We start from the raw sequence: 20,072 nt of genomic DNA, 5'->3' as shown, positions 1-20,072 counted from the left end.
CATAGACAAAAACGAACAGGGATCGTCATCGAAGACCGTCATCGAAGGTACGCCAAATTTCAGCGATTAGATTTCTATCTTACGCAAAATAAGGACGATAACCGATGAGTTCGTTACAGGAAGAACACTGGCATCATCTCACTCACGATGACGTCGTGAGCCAACTCGACACAGATCCGCATACAGGACTCGCCAGCGACACCGTAGACAGCCGACAGCAGCAATATGGCCCCAACGCGCTCACCCAGCGCAAAGGGCAGGGGCCACTGATACGATTCCTTCTGCAGTTCAATCAAGCACTGGTCTATATCCTTCTCGCAGCCGTCATCATCAAGTTGCTCCTGGGCGCCTGGGTAGACGCCAGCGTCATCTTCGGGGTGGTGCTGCTCAACTCAATCATTGGTTTCTTGCAGGAAAGCAAGGCGCTGAACGCGCTCGATGCACTTTCCCGCGCCATGGTGACGGAGACCACGGTACTGCGGGATGGTGAAAAACAGCGTATCGATGCCCGATCGCTGGTGCCGGGTGACGTGGTGCTTCTGGCCTCCGGAGACAAGGTGCCCGCGGACCTGCGGCTGCTTCAGAGTCGCAGCCTGCAGATCGATGAGTCGGCGCTGACCGGTGAGTCGGTGCCCGTCGAAAAACACATTGGTGAGCTCGAGACGGATACGTCCTTGGCGGATCGGGTCAATATGGCCTATTCGTCGTCCTTGGTGACCTATGGCACCGGAATGGGTGTGGTGACGAGCATTGGCGATCACACCGAGATCGGGCGCATCTCCGAGCTCATCGCCAGCGCCGAGGTGCTGGCGACACCCCTGACCCGCAAGATCGCACACTTCAGCAAGCTATTGCTCTACGCCATTCTGGGCTTGGCGGCCATTACCTTCCTGATTGGTCTGTGGCATGGCGATCCATGGATCGACCTGTTCATGGCGGCGGTGGCCCTGTCCGTGGCGATGATTCCGGAAGGGTTGCCAGCGGTGCTGACCATCACCCTGGCGCTGGGCGTGGCGCGTATGGCCAAACGCAGAGCCATCATTCGGCGCTTGCCAGCGGTGGAAACCCTGGGTAGCACCACGGTCATCTGTTCGGACAAGACCGGAACCCTGACGCGCAACGAGATGACGGTGCAAAAGCTATGGGCAGGGGGTGAAGACTACGAGGTCAGTGGTATTGGCTATGCGCCGGAGGGTGATGTCTGTCAATCGGAAAAGCCTGTGCTGGTCCAGGACAACAAGGCCCTGGATGAATTGCTGCGCGCGGGTTGGCTGTGCAACGACTCGCTGCTGAAACAGGACGAAGAGGGTTGGCGGATTCAAGGCGACCCTACCGAAGGGGCGCTACTAGTCGCGGCCCGCAAGGCCGGGGTGGATAGTGCTCAGGCGCTCGAGGCATACCCACGTCTGGACACCATTCCCTTCGAATCCCAGCATCAATACATGGCGACCTTGCATGGCGGCGAGAAGCCGTCGATCTACATGAAAGGGTCCGCTGAAAGCATCCTGGCCCGATGCGACCAGATCATGAACGCGGACGGTACGCGCAAGCCATTGAATGTCGATGCCGTCGAAGCGCAGGTGAAGGCAATCGCCAGCCAGGGTCAGCGCGTACTGGCCTTTGCCTGTCGGGATGCTGCCGCCGACAAGAGCGGTATCGAGCATGAAGATCTGGCCCAGGGGCTGACCTTTCTTGGTTTGCAGGGCATGATCGATCCCCCTCGGGAAGAGGCGGTGCAGGCTGTGCGCTCCTGTCAGGCGGCGGGCATCAGAGTCAAGATGATTACCGGCGACCACGCCCTGACTGCAGCGACCATCGCCGGCGAGATCGGACTGGATCAGACGATTGCGAAGGGGACGACGCCAAAGGTGCTGACCGGCCGCGAACTCGAATCCATGTCCGATGAAACGTTGAACAATGAGGTCGGCGATACGGCGGTATTTGCCCGGGTAACCCCAGAGCAGAAACTGCGCTTGGTAGAAGCGCTACAGGCGCGGGGTGAAGTCGCGGCCATGACCGGCGATGGCGTCAACGACGCTCCGGCGCTGCGTCGCGCCAATATTGGTGTGGCCATGGGCATCACCGGGACGGAAGTATCGAAAGAAGCCGCGGATATGGTGCTCACCGACGACAACTTCGCCACCATCCAGGCAGCCGTGGAAGAGGGTCGCGGCGTCTTCGACAACCTGATCAAGTTCATCACTTGGATATTGCCTACTAACGCGGGCCAGGGGCTGGTCATCATCGCCGCGATCGTGGCGTCCCAGCCCTTGCCGGTGCTGCCCCTGCAGGCCTTGTGGATCAACATGACCACTGCCATTCTGTTGGGGCTGACGCTGGCCTTCGAGCCTCGGGAGCCGGGTATCATGTCACGGCCACCGCGTACTCCGGGCGCGCCCATTCTCAGCAGCGAGATGATCTTTCGCATCGTGTTCGTGGGATTGTTGCTATTGATAGGGAGTTTTGGACTGTTCGAATTGGCCCTGTTCCAGGGAGCGAGTGAAGCCGAGGCGCGCACCATCGCCGTCAACGTCTTTGCCGTAGGCCAGTCCTTCTATCTGCTCAATTGTCGTTCGCTGCGGCTATCCATGTTCCGTCTTGGACTCATGAGCAACCCTTGGATCTGGGTCGGCATTGCCGCGATGATGGCGGCGCAGCTGCTATTCACCTATTTACCCTTGATGAATACCCTGTTCCATACCGCGCCGATCGGTCTGCTCGATTGGTTCTATATTGTTCTGGTCGGGCTGGCGATCTATCTGATCATCGGCGTCGAGAAATCGATTCGCATTCGTCGTGAAGCATCCAAAGGCAGCTCGATCAGAGGAGCCGGAGAAATAGCGAATTGAGAGGGCTGAAAGGGAATAGCCTCGGCGCGACCTAGCCGGTCTGTCCCGGGGCGTTCTCTTCCTGGGATGTGCCTTTATTCGGCAGCTCGCATACCCATTTCATTGCGGTCTCTCTCTCCGCAGGTGTAAACGGTCGTATCTCGAGCGACTTGAACAACTGGTTTTCGACAGTGGCAATGGTGCGCAGCCATTGCTGATCCGCAACGACCGCCGCACGATGAAAATGATGGAGACGGCCGAATTGCGTCAGTCCATAGCCGATATCCCGCACCAGGGCGGTGCCGGTCATCCAGCGCAGGTTATCGACTTCGGTATACAGGCTGATCTTGTCGTGAGTTTGCTTGGCCTGCTCGATGGCGTCGATCCCGTGCTGCAGTTCATCGGCGGTGATGCAGCCGGAAACGCGCATGGCAATGACATGAGGCGCTGGTGCGGTAATCAGTTCGAGCATGATGTAGGCTCCTTAAATGTCATGTTCTGAGCATAGCAGAAGGCACACGTCAGGCGGGATAGGCCTGTTAGAATGCCCGCTCGCGAAGTGATGGCTGGAGCATGCCTGGTATGACCCTCAATCCCGATGTCGTGGTAATCGGTGCCGGCGCCGCCGGATTGATGTGCGCCTTGACGGCCGGTTATGCCGGGCGACGGGTGCTGGTAATCGATCACGCCAACAAACCCGGCAAGAAGATCCTCATGTCCGGTGGCGGGCGCTGCAACTTCACCAATCTCGATACGCGTCCAGACAATTTCTTCTCGACTAATCCACATTTTTGCATCTCGGCGCTCAATCGGTATCGCCCGGAGCATTTTGTCGAACTGGTCGAGCGCCACGGCATCGATCCGGTAGAGAAGGCACCGGGCCAGCTCTTCTGCGCCGATTCGGCAAAACCGATACTCGATATGCTGCTCACCGAGTGCGATTGGGCGGGGGCGGAGATTCGTCTCAAAACGACGGTCGAGCGTATCGAGCGCCAGGGGGAAGGAATGCGCTTGACCACCACGGCCGGGCGCATCGATACCGGTGCGGTGGTCATTGCCAGTGGCGGGCTGTCGATTCCGACCCTGGGGGCATCGGGTTTCGGCTACGACATTGCCCGCCAGTTCGGTCTGGCCGTGACCGAGACCCGTGCCGCGCTGGTCCCGTTCACCTTGACCTCGCACTGGAAGGAGCGTGCCGCCGCACTCTCGGGAGTGTCCTGTGATGTGGCAGTCGAGTGTCGTGGAGGGCGCTACCGTGAGCCGCTGCTGTTTACCCATCGCGGACTCTCCGGTCCGGCGATGCTGCAGATCTCCAGTCATTGGCAGCCCGGCGATGACTTGCTGATGGATCTATTGCCGAATATCGATGCTTTCGAGGCGTTGTTGGCCGCTCGCAACGCGACACCCAAGCGACGGCTCTCGACCTGGCTCGGCGAGCATTTTCCCAAACGTTTAGCTCAGGCCTTGATCGAGTGGTATGGCAATGACGGCGTGCTTGCCGAGCAATCCAATGCCAGCCTGAAAGCCTGGGGCGAGCGACTCAGTCGCTGGCGGCTCAAGCCCGCCGGCACAGAAGGCTGGCGCACCGCCGAGGTGACCATGGGGGGCGTCGACACCGCGGCCTTGTCGTCGAAGACCTTCGAGGTAAAGGAATTGCCGCAGTTGCGCTTTATCGGCGAAGTGCTCGATGTCACCGGCGAATTAGGAGGCTACAACTTTCAATGGGCCTGGGCATCCGGCGTGGCTTGCGGACTGGCACTCTGAACATGGCGGAATCATCGATCCGCTCGCCAAGCACATGACGAAGTCGCACGGCATAGGGCACTGGGGCTCGGTCATGAGCAGCAGTGCCCTCGTTCGCTGTGGGAAATCAGGCGCGCCGATTGCGCAAAATGCGATAGGCAACACGGCCGCGGTTGATGAGCATCATGCCGGTGAGCAGCTTGCCCATCAGCTTGCCGGTAGAGCGGGGCTTGCGAATACCGCGTATTGCGGCCAGCCCGCCCAACGCATAAAAGGCGGTGCGCCATTGTGTCAGCCGCTGCCAACCACGATCGATAGGCGCAGTGGCTTCACGCCAATCGCGTAGCGCCATGGCCATGTCGATACGCTGTTGAAGGATTTGAGTCTCGAGCTCTTCCCGGCGTTGCAGGCGATCACGATGATTCACGCGAGGACTCCAGATAATGCCGATCCTGGGAAAGATTGCTCAGGGTCGATTCCATCAGCTTGCGCTGTTTGGCGATACGCTTGGCGCCCAATGCCAGTAAAGCGGATATCAACAATAGAACACCGCCACTCAGGCCAATAGCCAGAACGCGATGCTCTTCCCAGTAGGCCACGATCAGCATCAGCAGAAGCATACCGATACCGAAAGCGAACAGGATCAAACTGGCCCCTGCAAGCATCATTATCGTTAGCAGACGGTCGCGCTCCAGCTCCAGCTCCAGCACGGCGAGACGCAATCGCGTCTCGCCGGTGGCGATCAGGCTGTTCAGCATGCGCCGTCCTGCCTGGATCACGCGTTCCGCCGGTCCCTGGCCGCTGGACATTAGCGCCTTCCGACGATCATGCCGATCACGACACCGACTGCTGTACCGATACCGATACTGGTCCAGGGGTTCTGATGCACATAATGATCGACCATGTCGGCGCCATCGATCACGCCATCACGCGCATCGTGATAAGCCTTCTCGCCTCGTGCTTCGAGACGTGTGCGAGTATCGCGCAGACGCTTCTCGGCACGATTGCGTAATTCCTTGATGTTATTGCGTGAGTCATCGGCAGTTGCACTGACCAGCTCTTCAACGGTTTGAGAAAGGTGTCGCAGATCCTCTTTCAATTGCTCGGTGCTGGCGTCGCGATCGTGCTTTCCTACAGGAAACATAGCCATCTTACGGTCTTCCTTGAAAAGTGAATGACGGTACTATCATAGCAACATGACCTTGGTTATCAATCATTGCCTGGAATGCCCGCCAGGTAGGTGTTGAGACTGAAGCCCAGACCGAAGCGTTGTACATCCTCATCATAATCGACGAGGCTTTCACCGTAGCCGTCATAATACTGCACATGCCCGCGCACCTTGCCGATCAGTGGAAAGGTGTAGTCAAGTCGAGCGCCATAATGGTGTTTGCCGGGATTTCCCCTGACCATCAGCGATACTTCCTGATCGCCGAAGGTGTGTACCAGCGTGATATCGCCGTACCCGATGTAATTCTCCAGATCGGGGTTGTCGTCGTCTTCTTTATCTTCGGGAATTCGCCAGTGGGGTGCCACACTGACGGCCCAATCGCCGCGTTGAAAAAGAAGATCGGCATACAGGCGATTCCAGCTACGCGACAAGGGCTGAGATTGGCCGTTGGATTGGTGGGCGAAGCCGATGCGATTCTCGGTATTTACCCAGCCAAACCACGGAAAGTAATTGTCGAAACTGACGAATACTTCAGGCTCATGATTGGTTTCGCGAAACGGGGAGGACGCCTTGGAGTTATAGGCCTGCCACCAGCTGCGCTGGGTATAGGCGAAGTAAAGATCGCCATTGTCGTCGAACAAATTGTTCAGCACATTCACCTTGAGACTGATTTGAAACTTTACTTCTGTCTTGTCCGCATCGCCATTGCTGCTGATCGAGTCAAAATCATTTTGATTAGGACTGGTGTTGTAGGTCCAGGGCAATAAATAGTTGCGTCGATAGACGGTAATCGCCAACGGGTTCTGTTCCGAGTTGCGCTCCAGTTCGCGCCGTGCCTGCGCCTGTTCCAGCGTGCTGGCAACGGTATCTTCTGTCTTTGGGGAAGTATTTTCTTGGGTGGTTGATTGAGCGTTGGCGTGGGCGACAACGCCCAGCAGTGAACAAATAAGCAACCGCGTAATCACACGCAGCGGGGTGGGCAAAGCCATTATCAGCGTCCTGTGTGAGGCACCAAGCGTCCGTTTCTACCACGCTTTTCTGCCAAGTCAAACGCTTTGCGTGAGTAATTGCCAACGCCCTCGGGCAATCGCACAATTCGTCACTAATTTGAGTGCGATACGATCGCGCTGGAAATGAGGATTAATAATGGCAGCGCCACACAGAAGGGTTGGGTTCAGTTTGATGGCAAGTGTGCTGGTGGTATTGCTGCTGATATGGGGCCCTGCCTGGGGGCAGGAGGCGCCGCCCGAGCGGGATGTCGTCGCCCAGAACCTGGAAACCCTGACGGCGTTGGAGCAGCCGGATAGCAGTCAGCAGGAAGAGATCGAGACTCTGCGTGCCATCCTCGATGCCTTGGATGAGATAGAAGCGACCCGCCAGGAGCGCAACGAGCTCGAGCAGCAGATCAGCCGTGCCCCCGAGGAGATGCAGCGCCTGGAGCGAGCATTACGGGAGACATCGGAGAGCACCGCGCCGAGTGCCGACACATTCAAGCCGCTCGGTATATCCGAGTTGGAAACACGGGTAGCTGATACGCTCAATCGATTGCAGTCACTACAGGATGATCTGGCCAAGACCAACTCGCGCTTGATTGCCGCCCAGACATTACCCGAGCGCGCCCAGGCCACAATTTCTGCCGCTCTCGAAAAGATCGAGGAAAAACGCCTCATGCTCGATGACTTTGGGGGCGCCGAGGATTCATCCAAGGCGTGGTTGTCACGCAGCGAATTGGCACTGGCGGAAAGTGAACTGGCGCTCAAACGCCGCCAACTGGCCGTCAATACCCGTCTGCTTGAACTGGCCAGTCGGCGTCGTGAAGTCCTGGTCCGCGAGATCGACCAGGTCGAGGATCGTCTTACCTTGATGCAGGCCATCCTCGATCAGAAGCGACGGGATCAGCTCGTGGATACGCTGGGCCAGACATCGGGGACCGAGCCGTCCGTTGCCGATGACAATACCGCCGTGGTCGAGGCGCGGTCACGCAATCGCCAGATGAGTCTCGAGCTGTTGCAGGTGATCGATCGCTACAACGTTCTAAAGCGCGAAGCCATCAAGGTACGCACTCAACTCGATCGGGTACGGCAGGTACAACGGACTCTCAAACAGCAGATCGAAGCGGTGCGCGGCAGCCAATTGCTGTCGCGTATCCTACGCGAGCAGCGTAGCTCTCTGCCGCAGGTCGATGCGGTCAAGGGTATTCAGGAACAGATCGCGGACATTCGCCTCAAGCAATTTGAATTGAATCGTCAACGTGAGGCTCTACGCGACGCCGAACGGCTTGCGAAAGAGCAAGTCGATAAAACCGGGACAGAAATGTCATCCCAGGTGATCGCGACACTGACGAAGCTGTACCAGGGACGAGTCGAATTGGTCGATCAGCTTGAGCGGGAATATGGGGAGTTGTTGACCACCGCCATCGATCTGCAACTCAATCAGCAACAGCTGCTCGAAATCAGTGCCTCGTTGCGCTTGACCATCGAGGAGCAGCTCTTCTGGGTGGCAAGTCGTCACCCCCTCGATTTGGCCTGGCTCCGCCAATTGCCGCAATCGCTGATGGCTCAAGTGAGCGGTGAGGGCTGGCGACAAAAGTTGAATCACTTCTGGCGAGTCCCGGAACCGGTAGCGCTTTGGTCGCTTCCCTTATTACTGTCGGCCCTGGGGCTGTTGCTACGGCGCCGGCGGATCAAGGCACGTTTGCTGACGCTCCACGAACAGGTAGGCCGGCTCAAGCGCGATACCCAGATGCATACCCCTTGGGCAATCATACTCAATGCCTTGATCGCGGCTCCTGGACCGCTGGCCCTGGCTGGCGTCGGCATCGCTATGAAACTTGGCGGAATCGGCGTCGTTGTCGCCTGGGGTGAAGCGCTGCTGCAACTCTCGATGGCCTGGGGTGCCGTGGCGCTGGCACGTCGCCTGCTGGTATCCGATGGTGTGTCGGTGCGTCATTTTCATTGGCCGGCGGCTTACGCGACGCGTTTGCGGCGTTTGCTATGGTGGTTGGGTATCGCGCTCATCCCCGTGCTCTTGATCAGCTCTCTGGCGCAGGGTGACGGTCCTACGCTCACCGAGCGGCCACTCTTTCTGTTGCTGATGCTGGCGGGCCTGATTGCCATGAGCGTGCTGTTGGCGCGCCTCATCCTGGCCCATACGCCTTATTTCGGCGTCAAGCTATTTCGATTGGTCCTGGGGTTGGCATTGTCCGGCACCACGCTGGTGCTCGCCGGGCTGATCGTGCTGGGCTATGAGTACACCGCCTTGCAGCTGGTCAATCGGTTCGTCGGCAGCCTGTACATCTTCGGCCTGTGGATTCTGGTCGAGGCCTCGGTGGTCCGAGGTCTGGCCGTGGCGGCGAGGCGCCTGGCCTATCGACGCGCCGTGGCGCGTCGTCGTGCCCAGGTGCAGGAGGGCGCCGAGGGCGGGCTCGAGGTCGTCGAAGAACCGCCCCTGGATCTCGAGCAGGTCAATCAGCAGTCCCTGCGCCTTTCCAAGCTGATTCTGTTTCTCGGCTTTTCCCTGGTGCTGTACATCCTGTGGTCGGATCTGCTGGCGGTGCTGGCCTATCTCGACAATGTCGGCATCTGGTCGATTACCCAGGGCGTGGGCGAAAGCCTGAGCGAAACGCCCATTACCGTCGCTGACCTGCTCACGGCACTGGTCACCGTGATGCTGACATTCGTCATGGCACGTAACTTGCCCGGGTTGCTCGAGGTCATGGTGCTGTCGCGGCTGTCTCTCAAGCAGGGCAGTGCCTATGCGATTTCGTCGCTGCTCTCCTATACCATCGTTGGCGTCGGGATCGTGGCAGCCTTGGGCACGCTCGGGGTTTCCTGGAGCAAACTGCAGTGGCTAGTGGCCGCCTTGGGTGTGGGGCTCGGTTTCGGCCTTCAGGAAATATTTGCCAACTTCATCTCGGGACTGATCATCCTCTTCGAGCGGCCGATACGCATCGGTGACACCATTACCCTGGGCAATCTGCACGGAACGATCAGTCGCATCCGCATCCGGGCGACTACGATGACGGACTTCGATCGCAAGGAAATCATCATTCCCAACAAGACCTTCGTCACCGACCAGCTGATCAACTGGTCGCTGTCGGACAACGTCACCCGCGTGATTCTCAATTATGGCGTGGCCCACGGCTCGGACCTGGACAAGGTGCATCGGTTGCTGGCCGAGGCGGCTGCCGAGAATTCCCGAGTGCTCAAGGACCCGGAGCCTCAGGTGCTGTGCACCAGCTACGGCTCGACGGCCTTCAACTTCGAATTGCGCATCTTCGTCAACGATCTGCTCGATCGGCTGTTCGCCGCGGACGAGATCAATCGGCGGCTCGATACGCTGTTTCGTGACAACGACATTCGGGTTGCCTTCAACCAGATGGATGTCTGGCTGCACGATGCGGAAGGGCGGGCGAAGAACGTCATTTCCCAGACCCAGGACAAGACGTTGGGTGAATGAGAGGACTACGGGCGCCGTGCATGCAGCAGGAATTCACGATTGCCGTCGCCGCCGAGAATCGGGCTGTCGCGCCAGCTGAGTATCTCGAAACCGTGCTCGGCGCAGCAGGCGCGGATGCGCCGTTCGACCTCTGCGTAACAGGCGCTGTTCCGGACGATGCCTCGGTTATCGACCCGGCCCGGGCCGACTTCGAACTGCGGTTTGACCAGGGAGAGCAGCTCGGCGCCACGGTTTAGCATCCGGCCCAACTCCGGCAGGATCAGCGTCTGGGAAATGAAGGAAACATCCATGACCGCCACTGCTATCCCGAGAGGCGCATGTTGCTCGATGGCCGCTCGAAGGCGTGGTTCGTTGGACATGCCCCTGGCATTGAGGCCTTCGAGGCACGTCACGCGGGGATCATGGCGTAGTTCGGGAGCGAGTTGATCCTGGCCGACCTCGACACCGATGACATGGGCGGCGCCATGACGGAGGGCACAGTCGGTAAATCCGCCAGTAGACTGGCCGACATCCAGTACGTTTCTGCCATCCAAGCGCAACTTCACAGCAGCGAGCAGGGCTTCCAGCTTGAGGCCGGCGCGGGAGACATAGCGCTCTTCGTCGTCTTCGGCGAGTGTCAACCGCGTGTCTTCGGGGATCTTTTCGCCGGGCTTCGTCAGCACCTTGTCGGGGGCGCTTTCCAGCGCCACCCGACCATTGCGGATCAATCGCTGGGCTCGGGTGCGCGAACGTGCCAGGCCCCGGGCGACGAGTAGTTGATCAAGGCGCATCATGGCTGCTCTCTCGTGTAGGCATGGGGATCGCGGCCCACCTTAGCGCGTTGAAATTCCCGCTCCCATCGGTCCAGCAGCGCTTCGCGCTTGAGATGATCGAGCGTCGCCAATAAACCAGGCCCGAGTCGGATTGGCCGCAGCGCCTCGCCCAGGCGCTCGCGTAGCGCCACGGCACTGCCCGGGCCTTCGAAGGCCGGGTGCACGGTTCCCAGGGGCGTATTCTGGCCAATCACGCCTTGTCCCGTCTCGCTGAGTAGATAGCCGATAAAACGCTGTCCTGCCGCGGGATTGTTCGCCGAGCGTGACAGGAACACCAGCCGTTGCATGATCAGCGCGTAGTCGTTCGGCACAACGATTTCCAGTTCAGGATGCGTTCGGGTGAAGTCCTGGGCGTAGCTGCCGAGCAGGTTGTAGCCGATGAGATAACGCCCTGACGCCAATCCTTTCAGCATCTCACCGGTGGTGCCCACCAGGTCGGCTCGCACGCCGCCAAGGGCGGTGACCAGTTCCCAGTAGCGTGGCGATAGACGAGCCTCCTCGACGGCATAGGTATAACCGGCGCCGCTCTGGGCTGGATCGTAGGTCACCACACGCCCTCGTAGAGCGTCGCGTTCATCTTCGAGCAGTCGAAGCAGATCACCGTGATTGGCCACCTTGCCGAAATGCTCAACCAGCTCCCTGCGATAAACGATCACCACAGGTTCGAAGGTGATGCCAAACAACTCGCGCCGCCAGCGTGCCCACCTGGGCCACTCCCGGGCCGCCTTGTCGTCCAGGGCTCGGGCATAGCCGTGATTGGCCAGTTGGTACTGCCAGGGCATGGCCGAGGACATTACCACGTCGGCATTTTTTTCACCTTCGTCGGCCAGAAAGGCGCGATGGATCTCGAGGGTGGTGAGATTGCGATAGGTCAGGTCGATGTGTGGCTGACGGCGATGGAAGTCCTCCAGCACCGGCGCGATCAGCGGTGGGTCCAGGGCACCATGAATCAGCAGGCGTGGCGCGTCGGTTCGTTCTGGCTGAGCTGGGTAGTGCAGTATTTGCGCCTCGCTGACGCCCGACAGCAGCCATAGTCCCACCCATAACAGCACTACACGGCATCGAATATTCATGAATGGGCCTCGGGGAAGCGTAGGATCGCCTTTAGTCCATGACCTGAACCGGCCTCTTCGAGACTCAAGCACGCGCCGTGGCTGCGGGCGATACCATCGACGATGGCCAGGCCCAGGCCGGACCCCTCGCCGGATTGCTGACCACGGAAGAAAGGGCGCAGCACCCTCAGGCGTAGGTGGGACGGGATCCCGGGTCCGTCGTCCTCGACTTCGAGAGTCGGCGGCTTGGCCTGCACTCGAACGGTGATGCGTGGTTTATTCTGGTGCTGTCCTTCATCCTGGCGGCCATAACGTCGAGCGTTGTCGATGAGATTGCTCAGGGCCTCTTCCAGTTGCCAATCGATTCCCGAAACGATCACGGCATTTTCCGGCACTTCGACGCCAAGGTCGATGCCTGCCCGGTGACAGGCCGGGAGTGCGTTGCGCGTTGCCTTGAGCGCAACCTGATTCAGATCCAGCGGTTTGAGTTCCGGGGTGGCCTCGGGATTGTTGAGGCGAGTCAGCGATAATAGTTGTACTGCCAGGCGTGCGGCACTGCTGCTGGTGGCCTGCATCGCCTGCAGGGAATCTCGCCACACCGCCGGGTCGTTCTGGCGCAGGGCCATTTCGGCCCGCACCGATAAGCCTGCCAAGGGAGTGCGCAACTGATGGGACGCATCGCCAATGAAGCGTTCCTGGTTGGCACGCACGCGGCGCATGCGTGATAGCAGTTCGTTGAGTGCCTCGCGCAGTTCCGCGAGTTCTCGCGGTAACGACAGCTCCAGAGGCGCCAGAGTGCGTGGGTCCCGGGCACGAATGGCGCGGCGCAGGCGGGTGAGCGGCGCCAGGGCAAAACGAAGGGCGAGTACCAGGACGCCGGTGGCCAGTAGGGCCAACAAGGCGATGCGGGCAAGGCTCCCCTGAAACAGAGAGGAGGCCAGCCTTTCGCGGCCTTCACGAGTATGAGCGACCCTCACCTCGAAACGTTCACGCTGATCCCAGTCCTCGAGCCGGGCTTCGCGGATGCCCAGGCGCAGTGCCTGATCCTGCCAGTCCACATCTGCAAAGCGTAGAGGATCGTCATCACTTCCCTGGTTGACCAAGGTAGGGAGATGGGCGTTTCCGGTCACGAACTCGTCCTCGGCGGCATAGAGGGCATAGAACACCCGCTCCTCGGCATCCGTGGCGAGCATTTCCAGGGCCGCCGGCGGCAGGTCGAGCCAGAGGCGATCGTTTTGCCATTTGACCTGTTCGGCGATGGCCAGCGAAGCCGCCTCGAGCAATCGATCGAAGGCGCGGTCGGCAGTGTCCCGGGCGCCCAGATAGGCCTGCCACAAAATCAATGCCGCCAGACCCAGCAGAGGCAATAGCAACCAGGCCAGAAGACGCCGGTAGAGACTGTCTCGAGCCGTCACGGCGACACCAACTGATAGCCCAGGCCGCGCACGGTATATAAGGTGACATCGCTGTCGCTCAGACGTCGGCGTAGACGATGCACGTAGACCTCTATGGCGTTGTCGCCCAGAGATTCGCCGGCGAAGGCCTCAAGAGCCAGACGAGCCTTGTCTACCGGCTCGCCGGCGTGACGCATCAGGCAGGCCAGCAAGCGCTGCTCTCGGGGCGGAAGACTGAGATATTCACCTCGAAGCGTGAAGCGCTGGGCGAGACTGTCGAAGTTCAGTGTGCCTATCTGCAAGGTGGCATCGCGCGCCTGTCGACGCAACAGCGCACGTACCCGAGCTTCCAGTTCATCCAGGGCGAAAGGCTTGGCAAGATAATCGTCGGCGCCCAGGTCGAGCCCCTGCACGCGATCCTCGATGGCGCCACGCGCGGTGAGAATCAATACCGGCGTTTTCGTGTCGTGCTGGCGTAGAGCCGCCAGCACCTCCAGGCCACTGCAACTCGGCAGGTTGAGGTCGAGCAGGATCAAGTCATTACCGTGATTGGGGACGGATAGTCGCTGATGCGCCTCGCTGCCATCGCCGAGGGTCGTGACTCGGTGGCCTTCGAGCCGCAATACATCGGCAAGTGTCTCGGCGAGCAGCGCATCGTCTTCGATCAAGAGTAGATTCATGGCGGTCTCGTTCAAGGGTAGGTCGCTGGCTGGGTAATATCCTCCGGTTGCTGCTCCAACCTGGACTGTACCTCGTTCAATAGTGCGTTGGCGGCGGTCGGGTCGAGCCGCCCGCACGGCCCCGAAAGGGCAAGCCAGAATGCCCTCGAATCCGCTATCGTCAAGCGTTGACAGACCATGACACCGCCGGCGAAATCCAGTATGGGGTCGCCTTGGGGCGTGGGCCAGCGTTGTCCGGGGCGTAGCGCATGATGCAAGGCCGTATCTGGAGTCGCTACCAGGCAGCATTCGACGTTCTCGTCGTCGACTTCAATCAGGCTGGCGGTCTCGCCACTGGCGCTGGCCAGGCGGTCCAGGACCGGCTGGATTCTGACTTCGAGCTGACGACTGGGCAGATGTTGGCGTGCCAGGCGCAACGGTGTCGCCCCCAGCCGATAGCGTCCATCACTACCACGCTGAACGTAATCGAAGCGCTCGAGTGAACTCAACAGGCGCAACAGCGTGCTCTTGTAGAACCCGGTGACATTCGCCAGCTCGGCAAGAGTGAAGCTCTCCGTGGATGAGTCGAATGCTTCGAGTATGGTCAATGCCCGCTCCACGGCCTCTACGCGATCTTGTGCCATGCTTTCAGTACGCCTTTTGCAGGAGTGGGTAAATGCCGTCATGGGTGCTCTACTTTGGTCGTAGCGACGGCGATTGACGTTGACGGCGCTTTTCAGGATGCCTAACTTTCTATTCTAAGGAACGTTGTTCTGCCTTACAGAATTGTAAGGTGGTTGCGAAGCGAAGAGCAAGTCCGGCAATTCGACACTCGCTTCAAACCGATTCACTCACCTCGATACGAAAGGGAAATAACAATGACGATGAGAACACCGATCAAACTGCTAGCCGCGGTGACGCTGACGCTGAGCAGCAGTATGGCCATGGCGTTTGAGCCTTCCGGCAAGGTGGAGTGTCTGGCGCCTGCGGACCCGGGGGGCGGCTGGGACTTCACTTGCCGCAGTGTTGGCAAGGTGCTCGAGGACCTCGATCTGGTGCCGCGCAGCGTGCAGACCATCAACATGGCCGGTGCCGGGGGCGGTGTCGCCTATGCCCACACGGTGAGCAAACGCGCCGGTGACGAGCAGCTGCTGGTAGCGGCGTCGACGGCGACCACCACGCGTCTGGCCCAGGGACAGTTCCAGGGCCTGGACGCGGATATGGTCAACTGGATCGGGGCCCTGGGAGCGGATTACGGGATCATTGCCGTGTCCAAGGATTCCGAGTATCAGGATCTGCCGGCGTTGATGGATGCTCTCAAGAAAGACCCACGGGCGGTGAAGTTTGCTGGAGGGAGCGCCAAGGGTGGCTGGGACCATCTCAAGGTGCTGATCGCGGCCCAGGACGCCGGAGTCGAGAACCTGCCGCGTATTCCGTATCTTTCCTACAACAACGGTGGCGAAGCCATGACCCAGGTCGTGGGTGGTCACGTGGATGCCTTCACCGGCGATATCACCGAAGCTCAGGGCTTCATGGAATCCGGCGATCTAAAGGTACTGGCGGTACTCTCTGAAGAGCGACTGCCGGGTGAGTTCTCCGACATTCCTACCGCCAAGGAGCAGGGTATCGATGCGGTCGGCCCCAACTGGCGAGGCTTCTACATGCCGGCGGATATCTCCGACGATGCCAAGCAGTATTGGGTCGATGCCATGGACACTATCTACGAAAGCCAGGAATGGGAGCAGGTCATGAAGCAGAACGGCCTGATGCCTTTCCATAAGAGTGCCGGTGAATTCGAGAGCTTCGTCAAGCAGCAGATCGATGACATTGAGGCGCTCTCCAAGGATATCGGGTTGATCCAGTAATGGCCCTCAATGATCGTATCTTTGGCATACTGATGCTCGTCCTGGCCGTGGCCTACGGCTGGGGCGCCACCCAGTTTCCCGAACCCTTCGGCGGGGCCGAGTCTGTCGGCCCCGAAACCTTTCCAATGCTCTTGGCGGTAGTGCTGGCGCTGACCAGTCTCTACCTGATCGTGAGGCCCGATCCGGACAATGCCTGGCCACCCGGCCGTATCTGGCTGGAGCTGGTGATTGCCGTCGCCGTGCTGATCGCCTACACGCTGTTGTTGCAGCACTTGGGATTCATCATCGCCACGGCCCTGGCGGTGGGTACCCTGTGTTGGCGTATGGGTGCGACGCCTGTACGCGCCTATCTCACTGGGCTCATTGCCGGCATCGTCGTGTTCCTGTTGTTCACCTTCGCCCTCGACCTGCCGCTGCCCTGGGGTCTGCTAAGCGTGCTGGAGACAAGTTAATGGAAACCCTCAATTATCTGATCGATGGGTTCGGCGTCGCCCTGCAACCGCACAACCTGATGTTCGCGTTGCTAGGGGCGTTTCTCGGCACCTTGATCGGTGCGTTGCCCGGCCTGGGGCCTGCCAACGGGGTGGCAATCCTGATTCCGCTCGCGTTCTCTCTGGGGTTGCAGCCGGATACTGCGCTTATCATGCTCACCGCGGTCTATGCAGGTGCCATGTATGGCGGTCGTATCTCGTCGATTCTGCTGAATATTCCCGGAGACGAGCCGGCCATGATGACCTGTCTCGATGGCTATCCGATGGCCCAGAAGGGCAAGGCTGCGGAGGCGCTGGCCATTTCCGCCGTGGCTTCCTTCATCGGCAGCCTGGTAGCGACCATTGGACTGATTCTGCTGGCGCCACTGTTGGCCAAGTTCGCGCTGACCTTCGGCGCGGCGGAGTATTTCGCCCTGTTCGTGCTGGCCTTCGCGACGCTGGGTGGCATTACCGGCAAGAACCCGGTCAAGACGATCATGGCGGCGGCCATCGGGCTAATGATCGCGACCGTGGGCATCGACAATACCGGCACCCAGCGCTACACCTTCGGCATCCTCGAACTCTACGAGGGCATCGATTTCATCATTGCCATCGTCGGCTTGTTCGCCATTTCCGAGCTTTTGTTCTTCATCGAGGAGCGCGCTGGTGGTGGCAAGCCGGCCATGGTGGTCAACAAGCTCAAGCTGTCCTGGAGAGATATTGTCGCAGTGTTGCCGACCTCATTGCGTGGTGGGGTGTTGGGCTTCATTTCCGGTGTCTTGCCCGGCGCAGGTGCCTCGCTGGGCAGCTTCATCAGTTATACGCTCGAGAAGAAGATTCTGGGCAAGAAAGGCCATTTCGGTGAAGGTGATCCGCGCGGGGTTGCGGCGCCGGAGGCGGGTAACAACGGTGCCTCGTCCGGTGCCCTGGTGCCCATGCTGACGCTAGGCGTGCCGGGTAGTGGTACGACGGCGGTGCTGCTGGCCTTGTTGATCTCGTTGAATATTACGCCGGGGCCGCTGATGTTTACTCAGAACGCGGATATCGTCTGGGGCGTCATTGCGGCACTGCTGATCGGTAACTTCCTGCTATTGCTGTTGAACATCCCGCTGGTAGGGATCTTCGTCAAGCTGCTATCGGTGCCGCCGATGTATTTGCTGCCCATTGTTACCATGGTGGCGTTCGTGGGCATCTACTCAATCAGCAATTCCGCCTTCGATCTGTACTTCATGGTTGCTTTCGGGGTCGGCGGTTATTTCCTGCGCAAGCTGGATATTCCGCTGGTGCCGATCATTCTGGGGTTGTTGCTGGGACCCGAGATGGAGAAGAATCTGCGTCACGCTCTGGATATCTCCGATGGCGACTGGACGGTACTCTGGGGCAGCGGTCTGGCGATAGGGTTGTGGAGTGTCGCGATTGTCGGTTTGATTTTGCCCTATCTGGTCGGGCCAATCCTGCGTCAGCGCATGAAAGGAAAAGGCAGCGTCGGTGACTGAGCGTTCTAACACCGAAGCTCCGTGACAAGCGCCGGAGACTCGAAAATGCCCCCACCGGGATTCAGTTCATTCCAGTGGGGGCGTGCGTTTGAGAGGAGAACGGCCGGTTCAAACCGGGCCACTCGTGGCTTGCATGGGATCCGCGGGTATTCGATCCTTGGCCCAGGTGCGTTGGACCTTATCCATTACGTCAAGAATGTACTGTTCATCGACCGCGCTGGTGTTGCCTGGCTCCAGAGGGTCGTAATGAAAGATATAAAGGCGTGACAGAAAATCTTCGAAGGGTAGAGAAGCCTCCCCGTAACGTTCGCCGTTCCCGGCGGTACTGACCACCACGCCATCCCCCCAATCCTGGCCACTGTCGTTGTTGGGATTGAAGAAGTACATCCGCATGACCTGCTGTGGATCCAGGCTCACCCGAAGGAGCGAAATGGCATGCCAACCGATGAATCGGGCGGCGCTGTCAGTGACCGCAATGCCCGCCGGTTGGGGATGGATCAAGGGCTGATTGCCATTGTAGTAAGGGTGATAGCAGGCATAGAAGTGGCGCAGAAAACTTTCCAGCTGAAAAAGCTTGCCGGTGGCGATATCCACGGCAATGCGGAAACCACGCCCGGCCCACCAGCCATGAAATTCGGGATTGACCCAGCGGTGCGGATCCTCGCCTCGCGCCACACAGCGCCGACCCATTTCGTTATAGATACGATCCAGATGCGGCACCACCAACAGTGAGACCGGGTCGAGATCCATGGGCAGCGTCTTGGCGACACCCTCGAGGTTCTCCCGGGAAGAGACCGGCTGGCCTTCGAAGTGCATGATGATTTCGTCGTCCCGAGCAGCCCAAACGACCATTTGCAGCAGATAGTCCGGGTCGTTATAGGACCACATCGACAGCGCCCGTGCCGACTGGCAGGTGGGGTTGTTGCCCTGACCGACGCCCAGAGGCTGGCCAAGCATGCACAAGACGCCCTCCATCAGTCGTGCACTGGGGGAGGGCGTGGCGCCAAAAGCAAGAATCAAGCGTTGCTGGGAATAAGGCGACAGTGTCAGCGCCACCTGTCGCCACAGTGCCGGCGCCACCGGGGGTTGGTAGAGAATGCCTCGCTCGAGCAACAAAGCCAGTCCATAGATGGCCTGGCTTGTCTCCGGATGTACCGCCAGGTCGATCATGGCGTGTACCAGCGCGCGATAACACAGTAGACAGTCGCGACCGGTACTGGAGAGCCCGAGGGCTTCGGCCAGCGTATGATCGCCGTGAGTGAGCAGATGGCGCAGCAGCACCGCGTGATAGGGCGAGACCAGGCCGGTGTCGTGCATTGCCCGCGCAAAACCGGTGGCCTCGTAATGCAGCCCCGTCGAATCCATGCTTTCGAGGCGTTGCTGATACACCTCCAGGCCTGGATCTTCACGACAGCCATTGGTGGTGCCGAATAGACTGCTGATCAGGCGATCCGCCCCTTGGCCACTGATACCCAGTTCAATGTCAGGATTGATACGGCATGAGGCGATCTGCAGAATCATCTGCTTGACCGATTCGACCTGGATAGGGCGCTGTTGAAGAATACGCCAGATTTCATCGACAAGCCGGTCGACGATGTATTCATAGCCGATGCCAAGGGTAAGATACTTGAGCAGTCGGCGTGTCAAGAGCGCGAGATTGCCTTGTTGCGTGCGCTCGGCCTCACTGGGAGGCGTGAAGAGTAATTCGAGATTGAGCGCCAGTACCTGGGTCAGGTAGTGGTGAGCCTGCTCGGTGGAAATGGAGGGATGCCGATAATCGCCTTTGGCTACTGCCAATAAACGTATTTCGCTCAATGCTTCCATCAGCACGATATCGCTTGACGCCGAGCGCAGCGAATACTTGGTCAGCCCTGGTTGCAGTATTTGTGGCTGGGACCAGTCGGAGCCGTTGAAGATACCCGCCGACTCGAGCAGTGTCGCGCGCTGTTCGATGGCCTCAGGGCCACCTTCCATCATCATGATCCGGCGTAACGCTGTCAGCACGCGATTGGTTTTGGTGGCTTTGGCAAAGTCTCTTGTCCGGGCAAGGATTTCGATCGCCTCATCCAGATTGGCCAGTGACCTTTGCAGGTCACCGGCGCTTTCACCTTGATTAGTCAAACAAAC

17 protein-coding genes are annotated in these 20,072 nt (G+C 59.4%); 6 read left to right on the top strand and 11 right to left on the bottom strand.

All coding sequences use genetic code 11. The features are described from left to right. Positions 1-104 precede the first annotated feature (104 nt). Complete coding sequence (locus ACPF7Z_RS13670; protein ID WP_425193800.1) at positions 105-2,849, top strand: cation-transporting P-type ATPase; 2,745 nt, start codon at positions 105-107, stop codon at positions 2,847-2,849. A gap of 31 nt (positions 2,850-2,880) precedes the next feature. Here ACPF7Z_RS13670 and ACPF7Z_RS13665 read toward each other — a convergent pair whose 3' ends face one another. Further along, positions 2,881-3,300, bottom strand: a complete 420-nt coding sequence (locus ACPF7Z_RS13665; RefSeq protein WP_425193799.1) for an STAS/SEC14 domain-containing protein — start codon at positions 3,298-3,300, stop codon at positions 2,881-2,883. A 110-nt stretch (positions 3,301-3,410) separates the two neighbouring features. Between ACPF7Z_RS13665 and ACPF7Z_RS13660 the strand changes: the two genes are divergently transcribed. Further along, positions 3,411-4,592 (top strand): NAD(P)/FAD-dependent oxidoreductase, encoded by a 1,182-nt coding sequence (locus tag ACPF7Z_RS13660; protein WP_425193798.1) that lies wholly within the window; start codon positions 3,411-3,413, stop codon positions 4,590-4,592. A gap of 106 nt (positions 4,593-4,698) precedes the next feature. On the opposite strand, the gene ACPF7Z_RS13655 is transcribed toward ACPF7Z_RS13660, so the two are convergent. From ACPF7Z_RS13655 to ACPF7Z_RS13640, 4 genes are read right to left on the bottom strand one after another with little or no spacing between them, the layout of a single operon-like run. Further along, positions 4,699-4,998, bottom strand: a complete 300-nt coding sequence (locus tag ACPF7Z_RS13655) for a YqjK-like family protein (RefSeq protein WP_425193797.1) — start codon at positions 4,996-4,998, stop codon at positions 4,699-4,701. Continuing rightward, positions 4,985-5,380 (bottom strand): phage holin family protein, encoded by a 396-nt coding sequence (locus ACPF7Z_RS13650; RefSeq protein WP_425193796.1) that lies wholly within the window; start codon positions 5,378-5,380, stop codon positions 4,985-4,987. The genes ACPF7Z_RS13655 and ACPF7Z_RS13650 overlap by 14 nt, the downstream gene beginning before the upstream one ends. Next, positions 5,380-5,721 (bottom strand): DUF883 family protein, encoded by a 342-nt coding sequence (locus ACPF7Z_RS13645; protein ID WP_425193795.1) that lies wholly within the window; start codon positions 5,719-5,721, stop codon positions 5,380-5,382. The genes ACPF7Z_RS13650 and ACPF7Z_RS13645 overlap by 1 nt, the downstream gene beginning before the upstream one ends. Before the next feature lie 59 nt (positions 5,722-5,780). Then, entirely contained in the window at positions 5,781-6,728 is a 948-nt protein-coding gene (locus ACPF7Z_RS13640) for a phospholipase A (RefSeq protein ID WP_425193794.1), read from the bottom strand. A 157-nt stretch (positions 6,729-6,885) separates the two neighbouring features. Between ACPF7Z_RS13640 and mscK the strand changes: the two genes are divergently transcribed. Next, the gene (gene mscK / locus ACPF7Z_RS13635) at positions 6,886-10,197 is read left to right on the top strand and encodes a mechanosensitive channel MscK (protein WP_425193793.1); all 3,312 of its coding nucleotides are present in this window, start codon (positions 6,886-6,888) and stop codon (positions 10,195-10,197) included. A gap of 5 nt (positions 10,198-10,202) precedes the next feature. On the opposite strand, the gene ACPF7Z_RS13630 is transcribed toward mscK, so the two are convergent. The 5 genes from ACPF7Z_RS13630 to ACPF7Z_RS13610 are packed head-to-tail and all read right to left on the bottom strand — an operon-like array spanning position 10,203 to position 14,758. Beyond that, entirely contained in the window at positions 10,203-10,970 is a 768-nt protein-coding gene (locus ACPF7Z_RS13630) for a TlyA family RNA methyltransferase (RefSeq protein WP_425193792.1), read from the bottom strand. Continuing rightward, positions 10,967-12,082 (bottom strand): ABC transporter substrate-binding protein, encoded by a 1,116-nt coding sequence (locus ACPF7Z_RS13625; RefSeq protein ID WP_425193791.1) that lies wholly within the window; start codon positions 12,080-12,082, stop codon positions 10,967-10,969. The genes ACPF7Z_RS13630 and ACPF7Z_RS13625 overlap by 4 nt, the downstream gene beginning before the upstream one ends. After that, positions 12,079-13,476 (bottom strand): sensor histidine kinase, encoded by a 1,398-nt coding sequence (locus ACPF7Z_RS13620; protein WP_425193790.1) that lies wholly within the window; start codon positions 13,474-13,476, stop codon positions 12,079-12,081. Before ACPF7Z_RS13620 ends, ACPF7Z_RS13625 begins: the two co-directional genes overlap by 4 nt. Further along, the gene (locus ACPF7Z_RS13615) at positions 13,473-14,135 is read right to left on the bottom strand and encodes a response regulator transcription factor (protein WP_425193789.1); all 663 of its coding nucleotides are present in this window, start codon (positions 14,133-14,135) and stop codon (positions 13,473-13,475) included. The genes ACPF7Z_RS13620 and ACPF7Z_RS13615 overlap by 4 nt, the downstream gene beginning before the upstream one ends. An 11-nt stretch (positions 14,136-14,146) precedes the next feature. Next, positions 14,147-14,758, bottom strand: a complete 612-nt coding sequence (locus ACPF7Z_RS13610) for a helix-turn-helix domain-containing protein (protein WP_425193788.1) — start codon at positions 14,756-14,758, stop codon at positions 14,147-14,149. Positions 14,759-14,992: 234 nt separating this feature from the next. Between ACPF7Z_RS13610 and ACPF7Z_RS13605 the strand changes: the two genes are divergently transcribed. The 3 genes from ACPF7Z_RS13605 to ACPF7Z_RS13595 are packed head-to-tail and all read left to right on the top strand — an operon-like array spanning position 14,993 to position 17,945. Next, positions 14,993-15,979: a Bug family tripartite tricarboxylate transporter substrate binding protein gene (locus ACPF7Z_RS13605; RefSeq protein ID WP_425193787.1), complete on the top strand. Its 987-nt coding sequence runs from the start codon at positions 14,993-14,995 to the stop codon at positions 15,977-15,979. Next, a complete protein-coding gene (locus ACPF7Z_RS13600) occupies positions 15,979-16,431 on the top strand; it encodes a tripartite tricarboxylate transporter TctB family protein (protein ID WP_425193786.1) in 453 nt (150 codons plus the stop codon). The genes ACPF7Z_RS13605 and ACPF7Z_RS13600 overlap by 1 nt, the downstream gene beginning before the upstream one ends. Then, positions 16,431-17,945 (top strand): tripartite tricarboxylate transporter permease, encoded by a 1,515-nt coding sequence (locus ACPF7Z_RS13595; protein WP_425193785.1) that lies wholly within the window; start codon positions 16,431-16,433, stop codon positions 17,943-17,945. The genes ACPF7Z_RS13600 and ACPF7Z_RS13595 overlap by 1 nt, the downstream gene beginning before the upstream one ends. A 108-nt stretch (positions 17,946-18,053) precedes the next feature. Here the strand turns inward: ACPF7Z_RS13595 and ACPF7Z_RS13590 are convergent, their stop codons facing one another. Further along, entirely contained in the window at positions 18,054-20,066 is a 2,013-nt protein-coding gene (locus ACPF7Z_RS13590; RefSeq protein WP_425193784.1) for a hypothetical protein, read from the bottom strand. Positions 20,067-20,072: the final 6 nt, after the last annotated feature.

The organism is Halomonas sp. GXIMD04776 (genome assembly GCF_049808615.1).
Classification (GTDB): domain Bacteria; phylum Pseudomonadota; class Gammaproteobacteria; order Pseudomonadales; family Halomonadaceae; genus Modicisalibacter.
Note: the sequence above shows the minus strand (reverse complement) of the source record. Positions and strands in the feature narration are given on the sequence as shown.

Excerpts from the sequence above, each read along its gene's own strand:
- ACPF7Z_RS13670 (WP_425193800.1), top strand. The coding sequence starts at position 105 with ATGAGTTCGTTACAGGAAGAACACTGGCATCATCTCACTCACGATGAC.
- ACPF7Z_RS13665 (WP_425193799.1), bottom strand. The coding sequence starts at position 3,300 with ATGCTCGAACTGATTACCGCACCAGCGCCTCATGTCATTGCCATGCGC.
- ACPF7Z_RS13660 (WP_425193798.1), top strand. The coding sequence starts at position 3,411 with ATGACCCTCAATCCCGATGTCGTGGTAATCGGTGCCGGCGCCGCCGGA.
- ACPF7Z_RS13650 (WP_425193796.1), bottom strand. The coding sequence starts at position 5,380 with ATGTCCAGCGGCCAGGGACCGGCGGAACGCGTGATCCAGGCAGGACGG.
- ACPF7Z_RS13645 (WP_425193795.1), bottom strand. The coding sequence starts at position 5,721 with ATGGCTATGTTTCCTGTAGGAAAGCACGATCGCGACGCCAGCACCGAG.
- ACPF7Z_RS13640 (WP_425193794.1), bottom strand. The coding sequence starts at position 6,728 with ATGGCTTTGCCCACCCCGCTGCGTGTGATTACGCGGTTGCTTATTTGT.
- mscK (WP_425193793.1), top strand. The coding sequence starts at position 6,886 with ATGGCAGCGCCACACAGAAGGGTTGGGTTCAGTTTGATGGCAAGTGTG.
- ACPF7Z_RS13630 (WP_425193792.1), bottom strand. The coding sequence starts at position 10,970 with ATGATGCGCCTTGATCAACTACTCGTCGCCCGGGGCCTGGCACGTTCG.
- ACPF7Z_RS13625 (WP_425193791.1), bottom strand. The coding sequence starts at position 12,082 with ATGAATATTCGATGCCGTGTAGTGCTGTTATGGGTGGGACTATGGCTG.
- ACPF7Z_RS13615 (WP_425193789.1), bottom strand. The coding sequence starts at position 14,135 with ATGAATCTACTCTTGATCGAAGACGATGCGCTGCTCGCCGAGACACTT.
- ACPF7Z_RS13610 (WP_425193788.1), bottom strand. The coding sequence starts at position 14,758 with ATGGCACAAGATCGCGTAGAGGCCGTGGAGCGGGCATTGACCATACTC.
- ACPF7Z_RS13605 (WP_425193787.1), top strand. The coding sequence starts at position 14,993 with ATGACGATGAGAACACCGATCAAACTGCTAGCCGCGGTGACGCTGACG.
- ACPF7Z_RS13600 (WP_425193786.1), top strand. The coding sequence starts at position 15,979 with ATGGCCCTCAATGATCGTATCTTTGGCATACTGATGCTCGTCCTGGCC.
- ACPF7Z_RS13595 (WP_425193785.1), top strand. The coding sequence starts at position 16,431 with ATGGAAACCCTCAATTATCTGATCGATGGGTTCGGCGTCGCCCTGCAA.